The 16,578-nt window shown below is 55.9% G+C and carries 10 protein-coding genes; 4 read left to right on the top strand and 6 right to left on the bottom strand.

Annotated features, from left to right (window positions below; translation table 11 throughout):
- Positions 1 to 108 precede the first annotated feature (108 nt).
- Complete coding sequence (gene traI, locus VIC_RS06830) at positions 109 to 5,166, top strand: conjugative transfer relaxase/helicase TraI (RefSeq protein ID WP_006958691.1); 5,058 nt, start codon at positions 109 to 111, stop codon at positions 5,164 to 5,166.
- Here the strand turns inward: traI and VIC_RS06825 are convergent.
- The 5 genes from VIC_RS06825 to VIC_RS27255 all read right to left on the bottom strand — a co-directional run bounded on the left by VIC_RS06825 (position 5,163) and on the right by VIC_RS27255 (position 10,752).
- Positions 5,163 to 5,525 (bottom strand): hypothetical protein, encoded by a 363-nt coding sequence (locus VIC_RS06825; protein WP_006958690.1) that lies wholly within the window; start codon positions 5,523 to 5,525, stop codon positions 5,163 to 5,165. The genes traI and VIC_RS06825 overlap by 4 nt on opposite strands.
- A 357-nt stretch (positions 5,526 to 5,882) precedes the next feature.
- Complete coding sequence (locus VIC_RS06820) at positions 5,883 to 6,557, bottom strand: JAB domain-containing protein (protein WP_006958688.1); 675 nt, start codon at positions 6,555 to 6,557, stop codon at positions 5,883 to 5,885.
- A 348-nt stretch (positions 6,558 to 6,905) separates the two neighbouring features.
- Complete coding sequence (locus VIC_RS06810; RefSeq protein ID WP_039951418.1) at positions 6,906 to 8,807, bottom strand: methyl-accepting chemotaxis protein; 1,902 nt, start codon at positions 8,805 to 8,807, stop codon at positions 6,906 to 6,908.
- Between the two features lie 581 nt (positions 8,808 to 9,388).
- Positions 9,389 to 10,210: a carcinine hydrolase/isopenicillin-N N-acyltransferase family protein gene (locus VIC_RS06805; RefSeq protein ID WP_006958686.1), complete on the bottom strand. Its 822-nt coding sequence runs from the start codon at positions 10,208 to 10,210 to the stop codon at positions 9,389 to 9,391.
- Positions 10,211 to 10,350: 140 nt separating this feature from the next.
- Positions 10,351 to 10,752, bottom strand: a complete 402-nt coding sequence (locus VIC_RS27255) for a GNAT family N-acetyltransferase (protein ID WP_039951417.1) — start codon at positions 10,750 to 10,752, stop codon at positions 10,351 to 10,353.
- Positions 10,753 to 11,163: 411 nt separating this feature from the next.
- Here VIC_RS27255 and VIC_RS06795 point away from each other — a divergent pair, with 411 nt between their 5' ends.
- Positions 11,164 to 12,834, top strand: coding sequence for an ABC transporter substrate-binding protein (locus VIC_RS06795; protein ID WP_006958685.1), 1,671 nt, complete (start codon positions 11,164 to 11,166; stop codon positions 12,832 to 12,834).
- Positions 12,835 to 12,904: 70 nt separating this feature from the next.
- Positions 12,905 to 13,198 (top strand): hypothetical protein, encoded by a 294-nt coding sequence (locus VIC_RS06790; protein ID WP_006958684.1) that lies wholly within the window; start codon positions 12,905 to 12,907, stop codon positions 13,196 to 13,198.
- 23 nt (positions 13,199 to 13,221) lie between these two features.
- On the opposite strand, the gene VIC_RS06785 is transcribed toward VIC_RS06790, so the two are convergent.
- A complete protein-coding gene (locus tag VIC_RS06785; RefSeq protein ID WP_006958683.1) occupies positions 13,222 to 14,637 on the bottom strand; it encodes a sensor domain-containing diguanylate cyclase in 1,416 nt (471 codons plus the stop codon).
- A 205-nt stretch (positions 14,638 to 14,842) separates the two neighbouring features.
- On the opposite strand from VIC_RS06785, the gene VIC_RS26025 reads away from it, so the two are divergent.
- Positions 14,843 to 16,576 (top strand): diguanylate cyclase domain-containing protein, encoded by a 1,734-nt coding sequence (locus VIC_RS26025; protein WP_006958681.1) that lies wholly within the window; start codon positions 14,843 to 14,845, stop codon positions 16,574 to 16,576.
- The last annotated feature ends 2 nt before the right edge of the window (positions 16,577 to 16,578 follow it).

Below are 16,578 nucleotides of genomic sequence, written 5' to 3'. Positions count from 1 at the left end.
GACATTAACCCTGAAGGCCGCGCAGCACTGCATTGATCACTGGCCACACCGAGGGTATACCCTGACGTATTTGGATCACCGCGCTCCGGATTCGACGTCGAACGAACCATGTTGACCCTTATCCCCTTAAGTAGCGCCGCTCGGGCGGCGCAGTATTACTTGGTTGATGAACAGGAAAAGACGGGACAGGCGCGCGCAGGCTATTGGTTGGGCAAGTTAGCTAAAGAAGCAGGACTGTGGCGTCAAAAGGTTGAACCCAAGTGCTTTCTTGAAGCGCTAAGGGGACACGTTCAAGGAGAGGCAACGGTGGGGCGACGCAGCCAACATGCCCCGGGTCTGGATGTGACATTCTCCGCCCCAAAGTCGTTGAGTCTGCTCGCCTTGTTGGGCGGTGATCAACGTTTGAGACAGGCTCATGAGCATGCAGTACATTACGCCTTGACAGCCCTAGAGCGCGAAGCAGCCCAGGCGCGCGTTCAGAGTCAGGGTCAACTGGCGTACGTGGAGACCGGCTCTCTGCTGGTCGCCGTGTTTGAGCACACCACCAGTCGGGCGCATGATCCTCAGTTACACTCCCACGCGGTGATCACCAATCTCACCCGCGTTGCGCAAGGTCCACTACGCGCGTTGGCCAGTTGCACCCGTCAGCGCTCTTCCGTGCTCAATGGCACGTTCGAGCGGCTGTTTGCTCATCAGAAATACTACTCTGCGCTGTATCACGGTCACTTAGCCAAATCGGTGACGGCCTTAGGTTACCGATTGGAGCCTCAGGCCAACGGTGCCTTCGATATCGTCGGCGTACCGCGCAGCGTCATTGAGGCCTTTTCGGTGCGTCGTGCTCAGATCCAGCAATGGCAGCGAGCACGCGGGTGGGATTCACCTTCTGCACGCGACATAGCCGCCTTATGCACGCGGGTCGAGAAAGCGACGGAGCACAGTGTCAATCCTCTCCCTGAATGGCAGTCGCGTCTGGTTGCGTTGGGGTATACACCGGAGCAATTGCTGGATGCGGCGCGTCGTGGCCCGCCCCGCGTGCCACTTCCGATGATCAATGAAGCCAATCGAGCCGTCACATTGGCCATTGACCACTTAACCCGCTATCAAACCGCCATGTCGATGGAACACATAGTTCAGGTAGCCTTCGATCGATTTAACGACCAGCCATCGCTCACCGTTCAGGCCGTCAAGAACGCCGTTGAGCAGCGTATCAAAGACAAGCAGTTGATCGCCTTACCGACCCAAGGACACTACACCACCGCAGAATTACTGCATCGGGAGTTGTCGTTATTGGCCTGCGCTCGCCGTCGTCACAAAGTGCCCGGGCAACGGCCTCATCCCCACCTACTCGAGAGCCGACATTTGAGCGCCGCTCAGAGGATGTGCCTTACCACACTGATCCGCTCGACTCGCCCTTTCCACGTGATTGACGTGCAGGGTGAGCCAGGCGCTTTAAATGACCATGTATTGGACGCCTTAAGGATCAGCGGCTTGGGCAGCCACGTGGTATTCTCTCGCCGACGTGACATTCGCCAATGGTGGACGCGCCATTCTGCGGCGCCCCGGAGTCGCCAATGGCTCCAGAGGCTTTCGTCGATAACACCGACCATCCTGCATCAGTTTTTGGCGGCGCCTCCCCCATTACGTAGAGGCGAGGTGGTGGTCGTCGACGACGCTCGTCAGTTGAATGCGGAACAACTCAGGCAGTTATGTGACATTGTCACACAATCCCAAAACAAGCTGATATTGCTGAACCGACACACACGACAGCCCAGCGCTTGGGCGCGTAATGCCCTCGCCCTGTTTCGTTGTGGCCATGTGTCGACGTATGTTTGGCAAAGTCAAGAACAACGTCCATCCAAAGTCGTTCTGACTGGGGAAGAAGATCGGTCGTTGACATCAAGATTGCTCGACGCGGCATTGGATCCGCGGTGGGAAATCCGCACCGCCTCTCGCCGTACCCACGCGGATTTAACACACCGTGTGCGCGAGTTGTTAAGAGTGCACGGCCACCTATCCGGACCCAGTGTCAGTTTGCTGGCGGACGTTTGCCAATGGCTCTCACCCAGTGAGCAGCGCTTAACCAAGTACTATCAACCGGGCATGCGCCTGCGCTATCGATACCGTGATCGCTGGGTACAGGGGCATGTCCACACCGTCGATCGTCAACGCAATTGCATAGAGCTGATGACGGACAAAGGCAAGGTGCCCGTGCGCCTGGATCTGACCTCCGAAGCGGCGTCCCTCTCAGCTCAGGTATGGGTATCCCACCCCTTAAACATCGCCAAGGGCGAGCGATTAATCGCAACCCAAAACGAGCCAAACATTGGCCTAGAGGAGGGCTTAGCGTACCGAGTCGTGAAGTGTTCGCCGACCGTTTGTGTGCTCAAAGGACCAGATGGTGGTGTGCATCGATTGTCAGATCTCACGCGTTCATCTTGGCCATTGGCTTACCATTACCTTGCGGGGCCATCGGATCGTCACCCTAAGCCTTACCTTCTGTTCGTTGCGCCTGCCTATACGCTGTCCAAGACCCTGCTCGAGCCCCTGTGTGCGCGTTATCGCCGGATTGACCTACACACCGATGATCGGCCCCTCGCGCACCAGCGTCTTGAGCATGCCGATGTTCGTCCATGCGCCATCGAACGGCTCCTATCTCCACACCCGACCATCGATCGTTACCTAGACAGAACTGCGGCTACAGACATCGAACGCGATGTGAAGCAAGCACTGCACTTGGTCGCTCCTCTTGCCAACGCAAGTGTTGCAAAACAGGCGGTCGCTTTTGCCCTGCATCATTGTGCCACTACGCAGGCTGCATTTCGTCAGCGCACTTTGGTTATCGAGTCGATCCGTTTTGCCCTCGCGGAGTCCCGTGAAGGACTAACGTTAAACGATATCCTGGCGGAACTTGACGGCCAGCGCACGCTATTGAGCCGTGCGTTTCAAGACGGAACTCGCTGGACGACAGACCGTGCATTGGCACAAGAGCGGGCCATTCTCAGCCATCTGCACACCCAGAGGGACACACAACCGCCGTTAACGCCACCTTCGGCGCTGGAGACACTACTGTCAACCCGGCCTCAGTTAACGCCAGGCCAACGACAGGCGCTAAGCCTCATCACAACCAGCCGAGATCGCTTTGTCGCCGTACAAGGCTTGGCAGGCACTGGCAAGTCGACCTTGCTGAAAGAAGTCCTTCAGTTAGTGCGGGAGGCGCAGTCGGATATCGCCCGGCCGCCCAAGCAGTTGTTAGGTTTAGCGCCAACACGCTCAGCAGTCCGCGAGCTTAAGCGTCAGGGCCTCCCCGCGACGACGTTAGCGCAATGCCTCGCTCGTTATCAAGATCGGCGAACCTCTTCCGCCACGTTTTGTCGAAGCCTGTTTTTTCTTGATGAATGTGCAATGCTTGGCAACCCCCAGTTGTTGAGGTTCCTGCGCTTGGTCATAGACAGTAACTCTCGAGCCGTCCTGTTGGGTGATCGGCACCAATTGTTGGCATTGGAAGCCGGTAAGCCGTTTGCGCTGGCGATTGAACGCGGTTGGATCAAGACTGCCTATCTGCATGATATTGTTCGCCAGCGGACCCCCAATCTGAGACGGGCAGTTCAGCACTTCGTCGATGGGCAACCAGGCAGTGCGATTCACTGCCTCAGTAAACAAGCGCCCGATCACGCGACGAGAGCCCCAACCATAGTGTCGACACACGATCTAATGCCCTCTGAAGACAAGGCAAATCCGTCGTTATACCAACAATTAGTCGATGACTTTCTGTCGCGTACTCCAGACACGCGCCGTCAGACGCTCATTATTGCTCATACCCATGTTGAGCGTGATGCCATCGCTACCGTCATGCGCGCTGCACGCCGTGAGCGGGGTGAGCTGCCCGATCGATCCGTTCCTACCCCTCGCCTGCGCGCCATCAACACCACACCCGCGGAAAGAGGTACCATGATGCCTTACCAACCTGGGCGAGTGCTCAGCCTCCACCCTAATCATTACGAGACCATCGCCGAGGTCGACCCAACGACAGGCATTGTGACCTTGGCGTCTTCAACACCAGACGCCCCGCGGGTGGTTTTGCCTCTAGAGCGAGACCATACTCACACCCAGTTGTACACGCTGTCCCATCCGTCCTTGTCGGTCAATGATTGGATCGTCTTTCGCCAGGCAACGCGTGGCGATCCCTGGTGCTCCAACGAACGCTACGTCGTGGAGCGAATCTCAACAACGGGAATACAGCTTCGCTCGGAGAGAGGCCAACGTGTAGCGTTTAACCCCTTTGAGCTGGCCCAGGCACATTGGGATTACGATTACACTCGCACGGCAGACATGGCTCAAGGCATGACCGTCGACTGCGTCCTGTCTGTTGTACGATCGCAAGGTGCGTTGACAAGTTTACGCCGTGCGTACGTTGACGTAAGCCGAGCGCGGGATCGAGTCTGTCTGTATACTGACGCCCCCGAGGCCTTGGTCAACACTTGGCTTAGCCGGCCTTGTGAGGCGTTCAGTGCGCTCGATACCATAGACGGCACTATCCCCGCTCGAACCGTCTACTTTAACGAGCAGCCTAACTTGGCAGACGATCCCCGATTTCACACGGCACTTGGTGAGTACGATGTCCGACGCTTGGAAGCCCATCTTAACCACGCGCTGCCACGTTATACCGAAAGCTTAGCCACGCAGCTATTTGGTTGCCCCGACCCGGAACGTTCCACACCGCAATGGCTGGTGTTTGGCCCCCGTGATCGACCCACACTTGTCTGCGTTTCTGGCCCCAAACGTGGCCACATCACCGATACCCAAACAGGTCGTACACACAGTCTGCTGTCGACGCTCGCGCAGCGGGCAAGGTTGCCTCACGATGCGTTTTTAGCCCACATGCATGACACCTTCTGTCGTGGCCTGCCTCCGACCATCACTGCCCACCCGAATCATGACGCTTACATTAAGCAACCTGCCCCAGCTTGGCCCCGCTGGACACCGAGCTTACCAGCACAAACATCGGAAGCTGTTGAGCCACACGATCCCTGGTGGGAGTGCTGGGCACCAGTGCCTACTGTGGATCGCGATCTGCTGCACGACATTGACCGCGACACGCTGCAGCGCACGTTAAGCCACCCAGCCCTTGAAGTCTTGCCCACAGAACCTACGCGAAACAACCATTAGCTTTCGACCGAGCGCCCAGCTAAGAACGCCTGCACTTGACGCTCGATATCGGCTTTGACTGTCTGTCTCAATGCACTTGAAGCCGCCTGTTGCGCCATCAAGTGGGTGTCATTAAACGTTTGTCCAAACACCACATCGACCATGGCTGATGTCAAGCGTTGCGTTCGGTAAACCTCTTCAAGCAACGCACGGTGACTGACGGCTGGTTCCGTGGCGTCGCTCAGTTCAATCCGCAGCGCAAGCGTGAGCAATTGCCGCGCCGACTCAGCATCACTGAGACGTTCTCGTTGCTTGTACGTTAAAAAATCGCGTTTCAGTGTCGCTTGAAGGGTGGTTTGCAATGGGTATCGTTCCGACATGGGCCTCTCCTTAGACATCGGGGTTGGACACAAGATTGACGCCTCAATGGTGTACGCCTGTTTCCCCCGCAGGTCAAGGGCGCAATGCGAACGCAGTGATATTTCAATGGCCTTTCAATGAGGCGCTTGCTCAAGGCAGCAACACGAGGCTGAACGCTTGGCTATCAAAGGAAAAAAACGGCGACGCTTGAACGACTTAGCTGATCTCAAATGTTCTCAAAAAGTGTCAATCATTTAGCGAGGGGTGTGTCTTCGGTCAGTGGTTCACCGTTGAACAATCCTATCTGGGCGTCGCGACGCCGATAATCATGGCGTCGGCACTTGCCGAAAAAGCGCCCAGTTTGGGCGCTGATTGCATTAACACCAACCGCGCTCTGCGAACGAGACGACACCGGACAGAGACACCACCATGTGATCGAGAACCCGGATCTCAATTTGCCCAAGCACGTCTTTCAAGTGATTGGTCAATTGTCGGTCGGCTTGACTGGGCGATGGATCGCCGGACGGATGATTGTGGTAAAAAATGACCGCCGCAGCATTGAGACGCAGCCCCGAACGGAGCACCTCACGCGTATGAACAGCGGCGTGGTTAAGGCTACCCGCAAACAAGTCGACGGTGCCCAGTGCGCGCAAACCATTGTCGAGCCACAACGCGCCAAACACTTCTCGGTCAACATGGGCCAAATGGCATTGGCAATACATTTTGACCAAATTCGGGGCATTGAGCACATTGGGCGAACGGGCTGCCCAGTAGCGAGCAATGATGTCTTTGGCTTCCTGTAACACCGCTTGGTCATGGGCGCTAAAAGACGAGCTCTGCGTCCAAGGCATGGCCTTAATCATCATGATGGCCTCCACGTTGACGGCGGACCGGAAAGCAGCCTTGGGCGGTACAACGATACCACATCGGGCGAGCACGGCGGGCTGTAGAACGAGCGCGACGCCAGCCGAAACGGCGGCGCAAGCGATCAATCCAGTTGAGTTGGTATAAGCGCTGCACGTAGCGAATGTTGGCCAGATTTTGCGCATCATTTTTGGAGGAGCCTGAGCGGTCCAGCGACGATACGCTGGTCGGACTGTGGCGGTTAAGCTGGCTTGGAGGGGGTAAAGGACGGGTCATCATGGTTCTCCTATGTCGGGGGGACATCACTTCCGTTTTCGCCTAGCGGATGGGGATCGAAAACGGGGGCAGAGACCAGGGCGCTGCGCGTGCACTTTACCCTGTTCTCTGCCCCCGTTTTTGAAACACTCCCCACCGATGGCGAACACGGAGAGTTGCTCCCCCCCATAACCATGGGACCGTCTCGCCCCCGACTTAGCCAGCGTTACCGCCTCAGTACGAAACGGCCCCCTCAAGCAGCGTTAGGTAGTCAAGGGGAATCAGTCCACTTTAAACTGACCGACCACCGCCCGCAGTTGTTGATTGGTGCGGTCTAGGTTGCCAGTGCGCGTCAACGTCTCTTGGCTGCTTTGCGTAAGGGTTTGGATAATGTCGTGGATCGTCACCATGTTGTGACTGACTTCTTCGGTCACCACATGTTGCTGCTCAGCAGCAGTTGAGATTTCCGCACTTAAATCGTTGATTTGATCAATCGACAGAGACACGGAGTCTAAGCGCTGATTCACATTCGCAGTATTGGCCGCCGTGGCCTGACAGCGTTGTTTGGTTTGTGTCATCGCCTCGACCGTGATCCGCGAACCGTCATTGAGCTTGTCCAGCATCACTCGGATCTCCGACGTACTTTGCTGCGTTCGCGCGGCGAGTGCGCGGACTTCGTCCGCCACGACGGCAAAGCCTCGCCCTTGCTCCCCAGCTCGAGCCGCTTCAATCGCCGCATTGAGGGCCAAGAGGTTAGTTTGCTCGGCAATTTCACCGATCACCGACAACACCGACGCGATCATAACAGAGTCTTCACTCATGGCCTGAATGTGCGCTTCCATTGAGGCAACATCGGCAACCAGAGCTTCGACGCTGACCACGGCCTCAGCCACTACGTCTCGCGATTGCTCCGCCTGCTCTTGCGTAGTGCGGGTAAACGCCGCGGTTTGTGACGCGCTACTCGCGACACTATTGGCGGTGGAACTGAGCTCGTTGATCGCGGTGACCACCTGGCTGGTCTCATGAGCGTGTGATGCCAACATGCGATCGCTGTGCTGGGTTTGATTTTTGAGGGTATCTATCTCATGAGAAATGCTGTCGGTTGAACGCGCCACTTCTTTCATCAAGGTTTGCAGACGGGTGATGAACGCATTGACGGCTTCGGCGATCTGCCCCAGGTCATCTTGGCTGTCGACGCGTAACCGACGGGTAAGGTCCGCCTCGCCCTGCGAGAGATCTTGAATCGTTGCTTTTAAGGCTAGGATCGGCCGATAGGACAGATTCAACACCACGAGTAAGATTACCAACATGGTGATCTGCAAACCGCCCGCGGTCCACAGCGCCTGGTGGGTGGCCTGATCTAAGTCGGCGTACGCCAGCGATTTATTGACCCCCACTAACAGGTGCAGTTTGAGTTCAGAACTGAGTGGCAAAGCCCGATAAAACGCCACTTTTTCAATGCCACCCAATTGGTAATCCAACTGGCCTGAGGGTTGTGACAGCATGGCATGAGTTAACGGCACCAACTCGGCAAAATCGGACAGACGCGTTTGGCCCGGGACATCCACTTCCCCGTTTGAGGCGATGGTCAGCGCTTCGTCGGTATAGATCCCCATCATCGCGCCCTCGAATGGAGGTGACTCCACGAACTCATTCAACGACGTCAAATCGATATTGGCCAGTATCGCGCCCTTGACCAGCCCTTGAGTGTGGAACGGCACCACAAGACTCAACTCGGGCGCCCCATTTTGGTCGATGTGGATCGGACGTATAAACGCTTGACCTGTCTGTCGAACCTGAGCAAACCAAGCCTCGGAGGCATAGTCTGAGTTATGCTGCAAACCGTGTTCACTAAAAGTACGACCGTCGGCAAACACCACATACAAACTGCTGACTTGTAGCGAGTGGGCCACCTGCTCGACCATCAGTGTCACTTGCTCGTCCGTGTGAGGGATGGCGAAGTCCGGGGCCGAATTTTCGATCCCGCGCTGAACACCATGGACCCACCTTTCAATTGAATTGGACGCCAACTCCAACTCAAGCATGGATTGTTGATAGATGTGCCCGCTGATGGCGCGAGACAATTGACTGTATGACAAATAGGTTGCCACGGAAAGTGCGCTGAACAGCAGCACAACCACGACCGTTATGATCCGATTCTTGAATCCGGAAAGTGTGTTCATTATGACCTCATTATTGTTATCTTGAACGGTAATCGTTGACAGCCATACCGTGCGCGAGGAACGGGAACCCGCGGTCAGCACTGAGCGATCGAGACAGGGAGTTCTGCCGAACGCGTGAGCATTAGGATCGAATGGCATGTCATTGAAACAGGTGTCCGATCAGAGACGACGCGTCGAGCGATTGTCGGCCTTCAAGGGGGGCGGCGGCGGGTTTGTCTGATCGAAACAAGGCGCTTTTTACCGCAGGATTCTCATTTTTGAGATTCGACCACTGACAAATTGTAACAAAACCTTACCAAAAGCGCGTGTTTTGTGATACCCATCACGTATGTGTCTAAGCAAATCCATCACCACAATCAATTAAAAACGACCAATTGAACGAGCTGAACCTTCACAGACACCCGCGACCCGGTGTGCGGATCGCGGAAGCAGGCTCATAAGATCTGGACGCCCTGGATGGGAACCCACATAGGGGGACGGAATTCGTCAGTCACCATCATGTCGTCGCCGTCGTCGAGACGCAGAAGGTCAACACCCAAGATCGCAGCGATCCGTGCGCTCGGTAGAGAGGGTCAGCATTTTCATCGGGGAGTCTCATGAAAACGTTGCAGTGGTTGGTTACGGGGATTGCCATTGACTTGGAAGCGGCATTCAGGCTGACTTTTGTCTAAGGAGAACAGCGCGGTGGCTTGGGTGAAAAACTCGCTGCCGATGAAGTCGGTCTCTCGGCAAATGGACAATTCAGTACTGCCGTAATATTGATCCGACAGCAACTGTTCAACCCCTGCTCGATTCGGCGTCTGTTGCAAGAGTGTCTCGGCCCGATGTAGGCGCAAGTACGTGCTGTGATTGGCAGGATAATGCACCGAGTCCGGCTGCATTCTGAAGTGGTTGGTCGAGACAAAATGGCCGTCGTCACGACAGATGGTTCGCACAGGACGCTGATTGTAGGGGTTGGGCATATACTCAATGAAAATCGCCACCTTGCGGCTGCGCGTATCGTCCGCCCAGCCGGACACGAGGGCGATGTCCGGCGCGGGAAAAGGCGTCGCACTGCCCATTGACAAGTAAAACTGCGTCAAATGCATCGCCGCTTGGGTGGCGTTGGTATGTCCACGCACCGTGGCCTCGTATGCCTCAAACAAGGCGTGCATTTCGCCCGCGCTGGGCGAGTAATTTGCGGCGGTGGTGGTACAGGAATCGGCAGCCACGAAGCTAACGCCCGCGTCATTGGTTCCAGCCCAGATCCCCTCGCTGCCTTCACGCGTCATGGCGATGTAAGACTCGACGCCGTTTTGACCCCTACGAACTTGGGGTGGGTGGAAGTGCGTGACCGGGATAAGGTCGCACTGTTTGAACGTATGCAATTGATTACCGTCGAAAACGGCGCCAATGGTACACATAATCAGACTCCTTTCGTAAACGGGCTCAGTATAGCCCTACCCTGAGGACTCAGGGCGTAACGTCAGAAGTCTAGTGAACAACTGCGACCTTTATTATACATATGATCACATATTGAATTGCACGTCCTGTAACGAGTAATTTACGGCAGAAAGGCCAAGGCGTCGAGCTGCGAGCGATCGTACCGACACATTCCGTCTGCACCACAGTGTGGGCGGGGCCAAGCCGAGATGAACCCCTCAGGCATCGGTATGGCGGGCGGGCACCACTCGACTGTGTTTCCACCTCGCTGACAAACTGCATTCGCCGCGGCATGCACCAGTTGGCGTGCGATGCCCTGTTGCCGGACATGAGGCGCGACAAACAGGCTCTTGACACGCCAAGTCGCCGCCTGGCGTCGGAGCTTGATGAACCCGAGTACAGCACCGTTTGCCTGGTAGTGCGCCCAGATGTGCGTGCCTGGAGTGTAGACGTCGTGCGCCAAATAGGCGTCGAGGGTGGTAAGAGATTGGGGATGCTGGGTTTCGGTAGCGCGCAATGCCATGATCTCCAGCAAATCACGTCGATGGTGACGAAGGACGGGACGAATAGTCACCGGTTACCTCCACGATAAGGTCAAAGGGGTTAAGGTTGATACTATGCGGGATGGATACCGGCGTGCAAGCCAAGCGACATCAGGGTCTCAGTTGTAAGACGTTGACGTGGATCTGTAGGATCGAAGGCGCCAGAAATGAGACGTTGGTTCAGTCTCCTCTTTCGCCCCTCTTGTGGCTAGAAACGGATTTTTATACTCTCGCGACGCATAGCCATTCGGTTTGCATGGACGGGCTCAGCCAATAGGCGCGGTCCTTTCCATCGTCTCCTATACTAGGAGAAACCTCAATCACAAGGTGTGACGAGGACTCACTGTACTGCCGGGGACCGGGACGGCCCACCATGAAAAGCAAGTGTCGCTATGAAAAATGATCTGCCGTTACGACGCCTCGACCAGATGCTAAGCCATTATCAGCTCGGACAGTCTTACGAGGTGACGTTGGGCGAGTTGGAGGAGGTGTTTTTTACCATTCGTCGCAATGCGTCGTCGATCCTCAAAACGCTGCAGCAAAAAGGCTGGATTGACTGGACGCCGGGGGTGGGCCGAGGCAAAGCCAGTCAATTGGTGGTGCGGGTCTCTCTGGAAACGGCCTTATCCGAGGCCATTCGTGGCGATCTGGCCACTGGTCGCTTCGATCGCTTAGCCAAGTACGTACAAAGTTACCAGTCGCTGGCCCCTCAGCTGCTGCGGGCCGCGATGCAGGAAACGGATGAGTGGCAACGGGCACACAATGCGCTGACCGTGACTCATTACCCGTACGTTCGAGTCCTGACACCCAGTGACACGTATTGGTCAGCCGAGTTGCAAGTGTCGAGCGCACTGTATGACACCTTATTGCGCATCGATGAACATGGTTTTCTGGTCGACCATCTGGCGTTCGATCACGCCATTAATGACGATGGCACCATCTACCGATTTTGGCTGCGACCCAACGTTAAATGCCACGATGGTCTGCCGCTCACACCAGAAGATGTGGTGTCGAGCTTGCGTCGGCTTCGCGACACGAACGGGCCATTTCAATGGTTGTTCCGGCAAGTGGTGTCGGTACGATGGGAGTCCGCCTGCCAAGCCGTGGTGATCACACTCGAGGGCCCCAACCCCCTGTTTATCTACGCTTTGACCACCGCCAATGCCAGCATCACCAGTCAGCGTCCGCGCACCTATGCGCAGGGGACCTGCTTCATTGGCACAGGCCCACTGCAGCTTGAGGCGTGGGAACCTCATCAATTGACGCTTAAACGCAATCCGCATTACTTTGCCGACAGCGCATTGCTCAGCGACATCACGCTGTTCCATCAAGGCAGTGAACTGGATCGCGTCATGAGTCTGCACCACGAGGGGGAGACCAGCGAGCAGATCGACATTCACGCTTACTCCATTCTTGCGGCCAACCCAACCGCGTCGTGCCCGCTGGATCCGGACGACATCCAGGCGTTGATGGCGTACGTGGCCGCCCAACGTCCCGAACACACCGAGCGAACACAGCTGCGCACGGTCCACCATTTCGATCGCTGCTGGCCTGAGACTGCCAACCGGCCGTCGCTGAGGGGTCGGGTCGTGTTAGGCCACCCTGCGTGGCGCCTGCACTACAAGCAGGCCTTGGTCGATTGGGTGGTGGCAACGCTTGAGCGTACAGGGCTGGAAGTAACGTGCCTGACATTGGACAACCTGGACGATTTGAGCACCTATCGCCCTCACGTGGATTTTTTGCTCAGTGAAGAGATCTTAGAGCCCCCGTTGGAATATGGTTTGTACGACTGGTTGCTTACTTCGGGCGTATTGCGTTATTGCCTCGCTGAGCCAGCGTTGGAGCGCCATCGTCAGCAGGTACAGGGTGTGATGGCGCAGTACTCGGGTCGCGACGATTTGCTTGCCTTGATTGCCCCTTTTGTTTCTGAGCGGCGCATTTTACCCCTGTTTTATGGCCGAAAAATCATCAACCGACACCCACAAATCGCAGGCCTACACATGAAATCCAATGGCTACTTGGATTTGCATCGTTTGTGGATCCAGACGCCTGACACTGATTAGGGCGGGAAACTCGCAAAACCCGGCCATCGCGTCTAGGCTTGTAGCTCCCGCTTACCTAGGAGGCTGACGTATGCACGCCCCATTCGAACTGACCGTCTCGGCCACTGCTCTGTTGGTGTGGCTGCTGCATCGAGCAGGGTATCTCTCAACCCACATCGCAGCGGGCTTGATGGGGATGGCGCTGATGGTGTCATTGGCTGGCGTGGCTATCGTAACGGTGCCGTGGCCCGACGCCCTGACACCTGACGTGCGGGCGCTGTGGTCGCAACACGGCCTTGCTCTGTGGGATCTCAAACTGATGCCCAGTGTGGTGATGTGGTTGGTGTTTGTCCTACTACAGGTGCTTGTCGCGCGACGGTCATGATCCCATCTCACGCCAGCCTCCGCTCAGCGAGCTGGATCGTCAACCGGATCGGATTCGGTCCGGTCCCGGCCATTGGCTTTGGCTCGATACAGTAGCGCGTCCGCGCGCTTGAGCACGCTCGACGCGTTATCCTGCTCATGAACCGCCGTGACCCCTACACTGACACTCAAAGCGATGGGTGCGCCGTTGTACTCAAGTGGCTGGGCTTTGACGCTATGCGTGATGCGCTCAATCAGCGTCAGCGCCCCGGCTAGTGACGTATTAGGCAACAGGGCCAAAAACTCTTCGCCCCCCCAACGCGCGTAGACGTCTTCTTTTCGCGTCAGTGTGGCCACAATGGCCCCAAACCGTTGCAAAGCCTCGTCGCCCATCTGGTGACCAAACTGGTCGTTGACGCGCTTAAAGTGGTCAAAATCGAACAGCGCCACCACGAGGGGGAGGCCATAGCGGTGATGCAAATCAAGTTGTTTGTCTAACGTGGATTCAATGTAACGGCGGTTGGCGAGTCCGGTCAGCGGATCGGTACTGGCGAGGACTTCGAGTTGATTGCGCGCGTGTTTGAGGGCATCGAGATCTTGTTGACGTGCCAATTCGTGCCCGATCCACTCGGCAAACAGGCGTACTAACTCTTTGTCCTGAGGACGAAACGGGCGTGTAGAGGTTGGGCTGGAGAAGTTCAGGGTCCCATAACGCTCGCCGTCGACAAAGATCGGTGCCCCCAAATAGGCTTCCAGTCCAAAGGCCGCGAAACAAGGATGCGTCGCAATGTGGCTTTGAGACACGCAGTGAAAGCCTTGTACATCATTCGCTTGATAAACTTGGCAGCAGTAGGTCTCTCCCAGTTCGTACGTCATGCCTGGGACGAGCGAATTCTCAGGGTGGATCGCTTGACGGATCTCATAATGGCGACCTTCAATGTGGCTAAAGATACCAATCGGCAGGCCAAACTGCTCACACCCCAATTCAAGAATGGCTTGCACGCGCTGGGTAAAATCGAAACGTCGTGACGAGGTGATGGAGTGTAATTTGTTGAGTGTGCGCTCGGCTTTGAGACGTTCAGACTCATCTTGGATGAAGGCGATGAAACACTGCACCTCGCCGCTCGGGCCCTTGATGACCCCACTGCTCGTCTTGCCCAGAAATCGGTGCCCATCTTGGGTTTGGTATTCGATCACCACCGATTCCGCCGAGCTGGCAGCATCGGGATTGCATCGAACGTGCCCTTGCAAGATGTGCTCATCTAACTGGGCATACAGCACCTCAGTACCTAGCCCAATCACACGCTCATCGTAGCCAAACAGACGCTGGGCTGCGGCGTTCATACTCAAGATCTTCCGATCCGTAGACGCAAGTACGCAGGCGAGCTGGATGTGCGCAAACACGTCACTGAGCTCGCGGCTGCTCAACGGCACATCGGGGAAAATCTTGTCGTTGTCCATGGGTGGCCCTCTTTCGTTTCGTATATGGGGGTCGCCAACCGGAGCGCTGACGACACCGCCTCCTAACGCACTGACCTAGGCATCGACGATGTGATGGGTTTTCTTTGAGTATAGCTCACGCGGTTTGGCTGGGGACACCGCTGCCCGATTTGGTCATTTGGATCAGCCATTCTAAGCTATAGAGAAAGCCTAAGGCCCCCACACCATGTCTGGACCGATGAATTTGACACCAAGCGGGTTTGGGATCCGTCAAAAAATCACCATCATCTTGCTGGGCATCATCATGATTTCGTTGGTGTTCACTGGCTCGTTGTACCACTACAAGAACCAAGAATCGATAGAAAAGGTGGTCGTCAATCACCTGCGTACGGTGGCCAACAACAAAAAAATGTTGGTTTATCAGGTGCTGCGCAAGTACCACGACCGGGTGTCTCTGATCGGCTCACGCACTCAATTGCGTCTATCGGTGCAAACGTTAGCCAAGATCCAAGCACCCGAGGAGCGTGATCAACTGATCGCTCGCATCGACACCATCATTACCGATGCACAAGCGCCGATGAAAAACATCCGCGATGTGGTGATCTTGGACGCCCAAGGGCGCGTGATCAGTTCGACGTCCGCTCAGTATACCCGCGGCATTGTGCTAGACATCGCGTTGCCAACTGGCCAAAAAGCCTATCACATCGAATTTGGTCAGGACGACAACGCGAACACCTCGTTATTCATTGCCCAACGTCTGATGCGTGATGGGGTGGCGATCGGGTACGTGGTGTTGGAAATGAATTTGAACGACTTTGCGGTGATCACCAACACCCAATTCGGTCTCGGCAGCACGGAGGAAACGACACTGGTGTACAAAAGCCCCTCTACGGGCTCGATTTCGCCTATTTATCCCGAATCGTTGACGCTGGGCTACGATCGCAACACTTGGGTCAACCCGTTTGTTTTGGTCAGAGACAAAGACGACGACATCAGCACTTATCGTGACCATCGAGGCAAAGAGGTACTGGCGGTGGCCTACACGTTCAAAGATCTGAACTTGGGGCTGGTGTACAAAATCGACTACGCCGACGCGTTAGGTATTATCGGTGAACAAAAACAATTTTTGGCCGTCGCCTCGTTGGTGACCGCTTTGCTGGGTGGAATAGCGGTGCTGCTCCTTTCACGCACCATCACCAAACCCATCATCGACTTGACCTATGTGGCGGCAATGATCGCCAATGGGGACTTGACTCAGCGCATCCGTCATTTTACTAAGGATGAACTCGGTATGCTGGCCAAAGCCTTCAATCGGATGGCGGACAAGCTCATCGACGCCAATCAAGTGCTCGAGCAGCGCGTTAACGAAAAAACCTTAGAATTGTTTCAAGCCAATGAAACCTTGGCCAAGCTGAATCGAGACTTGGAGCTGTTGTCACTGAAAGATGCCCTGACCAACATCGCTAATCGCCGTGCGTTTGACCATCGTCTCGATTCGGAATGGAAGCGATGCCATCGAGATCAGACGCCACTGGCGCTGATCATGATGGACATTGATTACTTCAAGCGATTCAACGACACCCTAGGGCATGGCGCCGGCGATACGTGCCTCAAACAAGTCGCTGCTGTTCTTGAACGGTCTGCGCAGCGTGGCAGCGATTTGGTGGCGCGCTATGGGGGTGAGGAGTTTGCCGTGTTGTTGCCGAACACCGCGCTTGAGGAGGCGTGTGCCGTGGCGGAAAAGATCCGTACGGCGATGACTCTTGAGCACATTGACCACCCCGACTCCCCAATTGCCTCGCATGTGACTCTGAGCATGGGCGTGGGGGCGATGGTGCCAGAGAGCAATCGTCTGCCCCCTGACTACCTCCAAGCAGTAGACGCTGCCCTCTATGTGTCAAAAGACAAAGGCAGAAATGCCATTTCGACGACGCAAGAGCCGCGTTCATCCGTCCTCTGACG

It is taken from the genome of Vibrio coralliilyticus ATCC BAA-450, assembly GCF_000176135.1.
In the GTDB taxonomy this organism is placed as follows: Bacteria; Pseudomonadota; Gammaproteobacteria; order Enterobacterales; family Vibrionaceae; genus Vibrio; species Vibrio coralliilyticus.
The sequence above is the reverse complement of the archived record's forward strand: the minus strand, read 5'-3'. Positions and strand labels throughout refer to the sequence as shown.

What these genes read in the sequence shown, in the direction of transcription:
- traI (WP_006958691.1), top strand. Translation starts at nt 109, where the DNA reads ATGTTGACCCTTATCCCCTTAAGTAGCGCCGCTCGGGCGGCGCAGTAT.
- VIC_RS06825 (WP_006958690.1), bottom strand. Translation starts at nt 5,525, where the DNA reads ATGTCGGAACGATACCCATTGCAAACCACCCTTCAAGCGACACTGAAA.
- VIC_RS06820 (WP_006958688.1), bottom strand. Translation starts at nt 6,557, where the DNA reads ATGATGCGCAAAATCTGGCCAACATTCGCTACGTGCAGCGCTTATACC.
- VIC_RS06810 (WP_039951418.1), bottom strand. Translation starts at nt 8,807, where the DNA reads ATGAACACACTTTCCGGATTCAAGAATCGGATCATAACGGTCGTGGTT.
- VIC_RS06805 (WP_006958686.1), bottom strand. Translation starts at nt 10,210, where the DNA reads ATGTGTACCATTGGCGCCGTTTTCGACGGTAATCAATTGCATACGTTC.
- VIC_RS27255 (WP_039951417.1), bottom strand. Translation starts at nt 10,752, where the DNA reads ATGGCATTGCGCGCTACCGAAACCCAGCATCCCCAATCTCTTACCACC.
- VIC_RS06795 (WP_006958685.1), top strand. Translation starts at nt 11,164, where the DNA reads ATGAAAAATGATCTGCCGTTACGACGCCTCGACCAGATGCTAAGCCAT.
- VIC_RS06790 (WP_006958684.1), top strand. Translation starts at nt 12,905, where the DNA reads ATGCACGCCCCATTCGAACTGACCGTCTCGGCCACTGCTCTGTTGGTG.
- VIC_RS06785 (WP_006958683.1), bottom strand. Translation starts at nt 14,637, where the DNA reads ATGGACAACGACAAGATTTTCCCCGATGTGCCGTTGAGCAGCCGCGAG.
- VIC_RS26025 (WP_006958681.1), top strand. Translation starts at nt 14,843, where the DNA reads ATGTCTGGACCGATGAATTTGACACCAAGCGGGTTTGGGATCCGTCAA.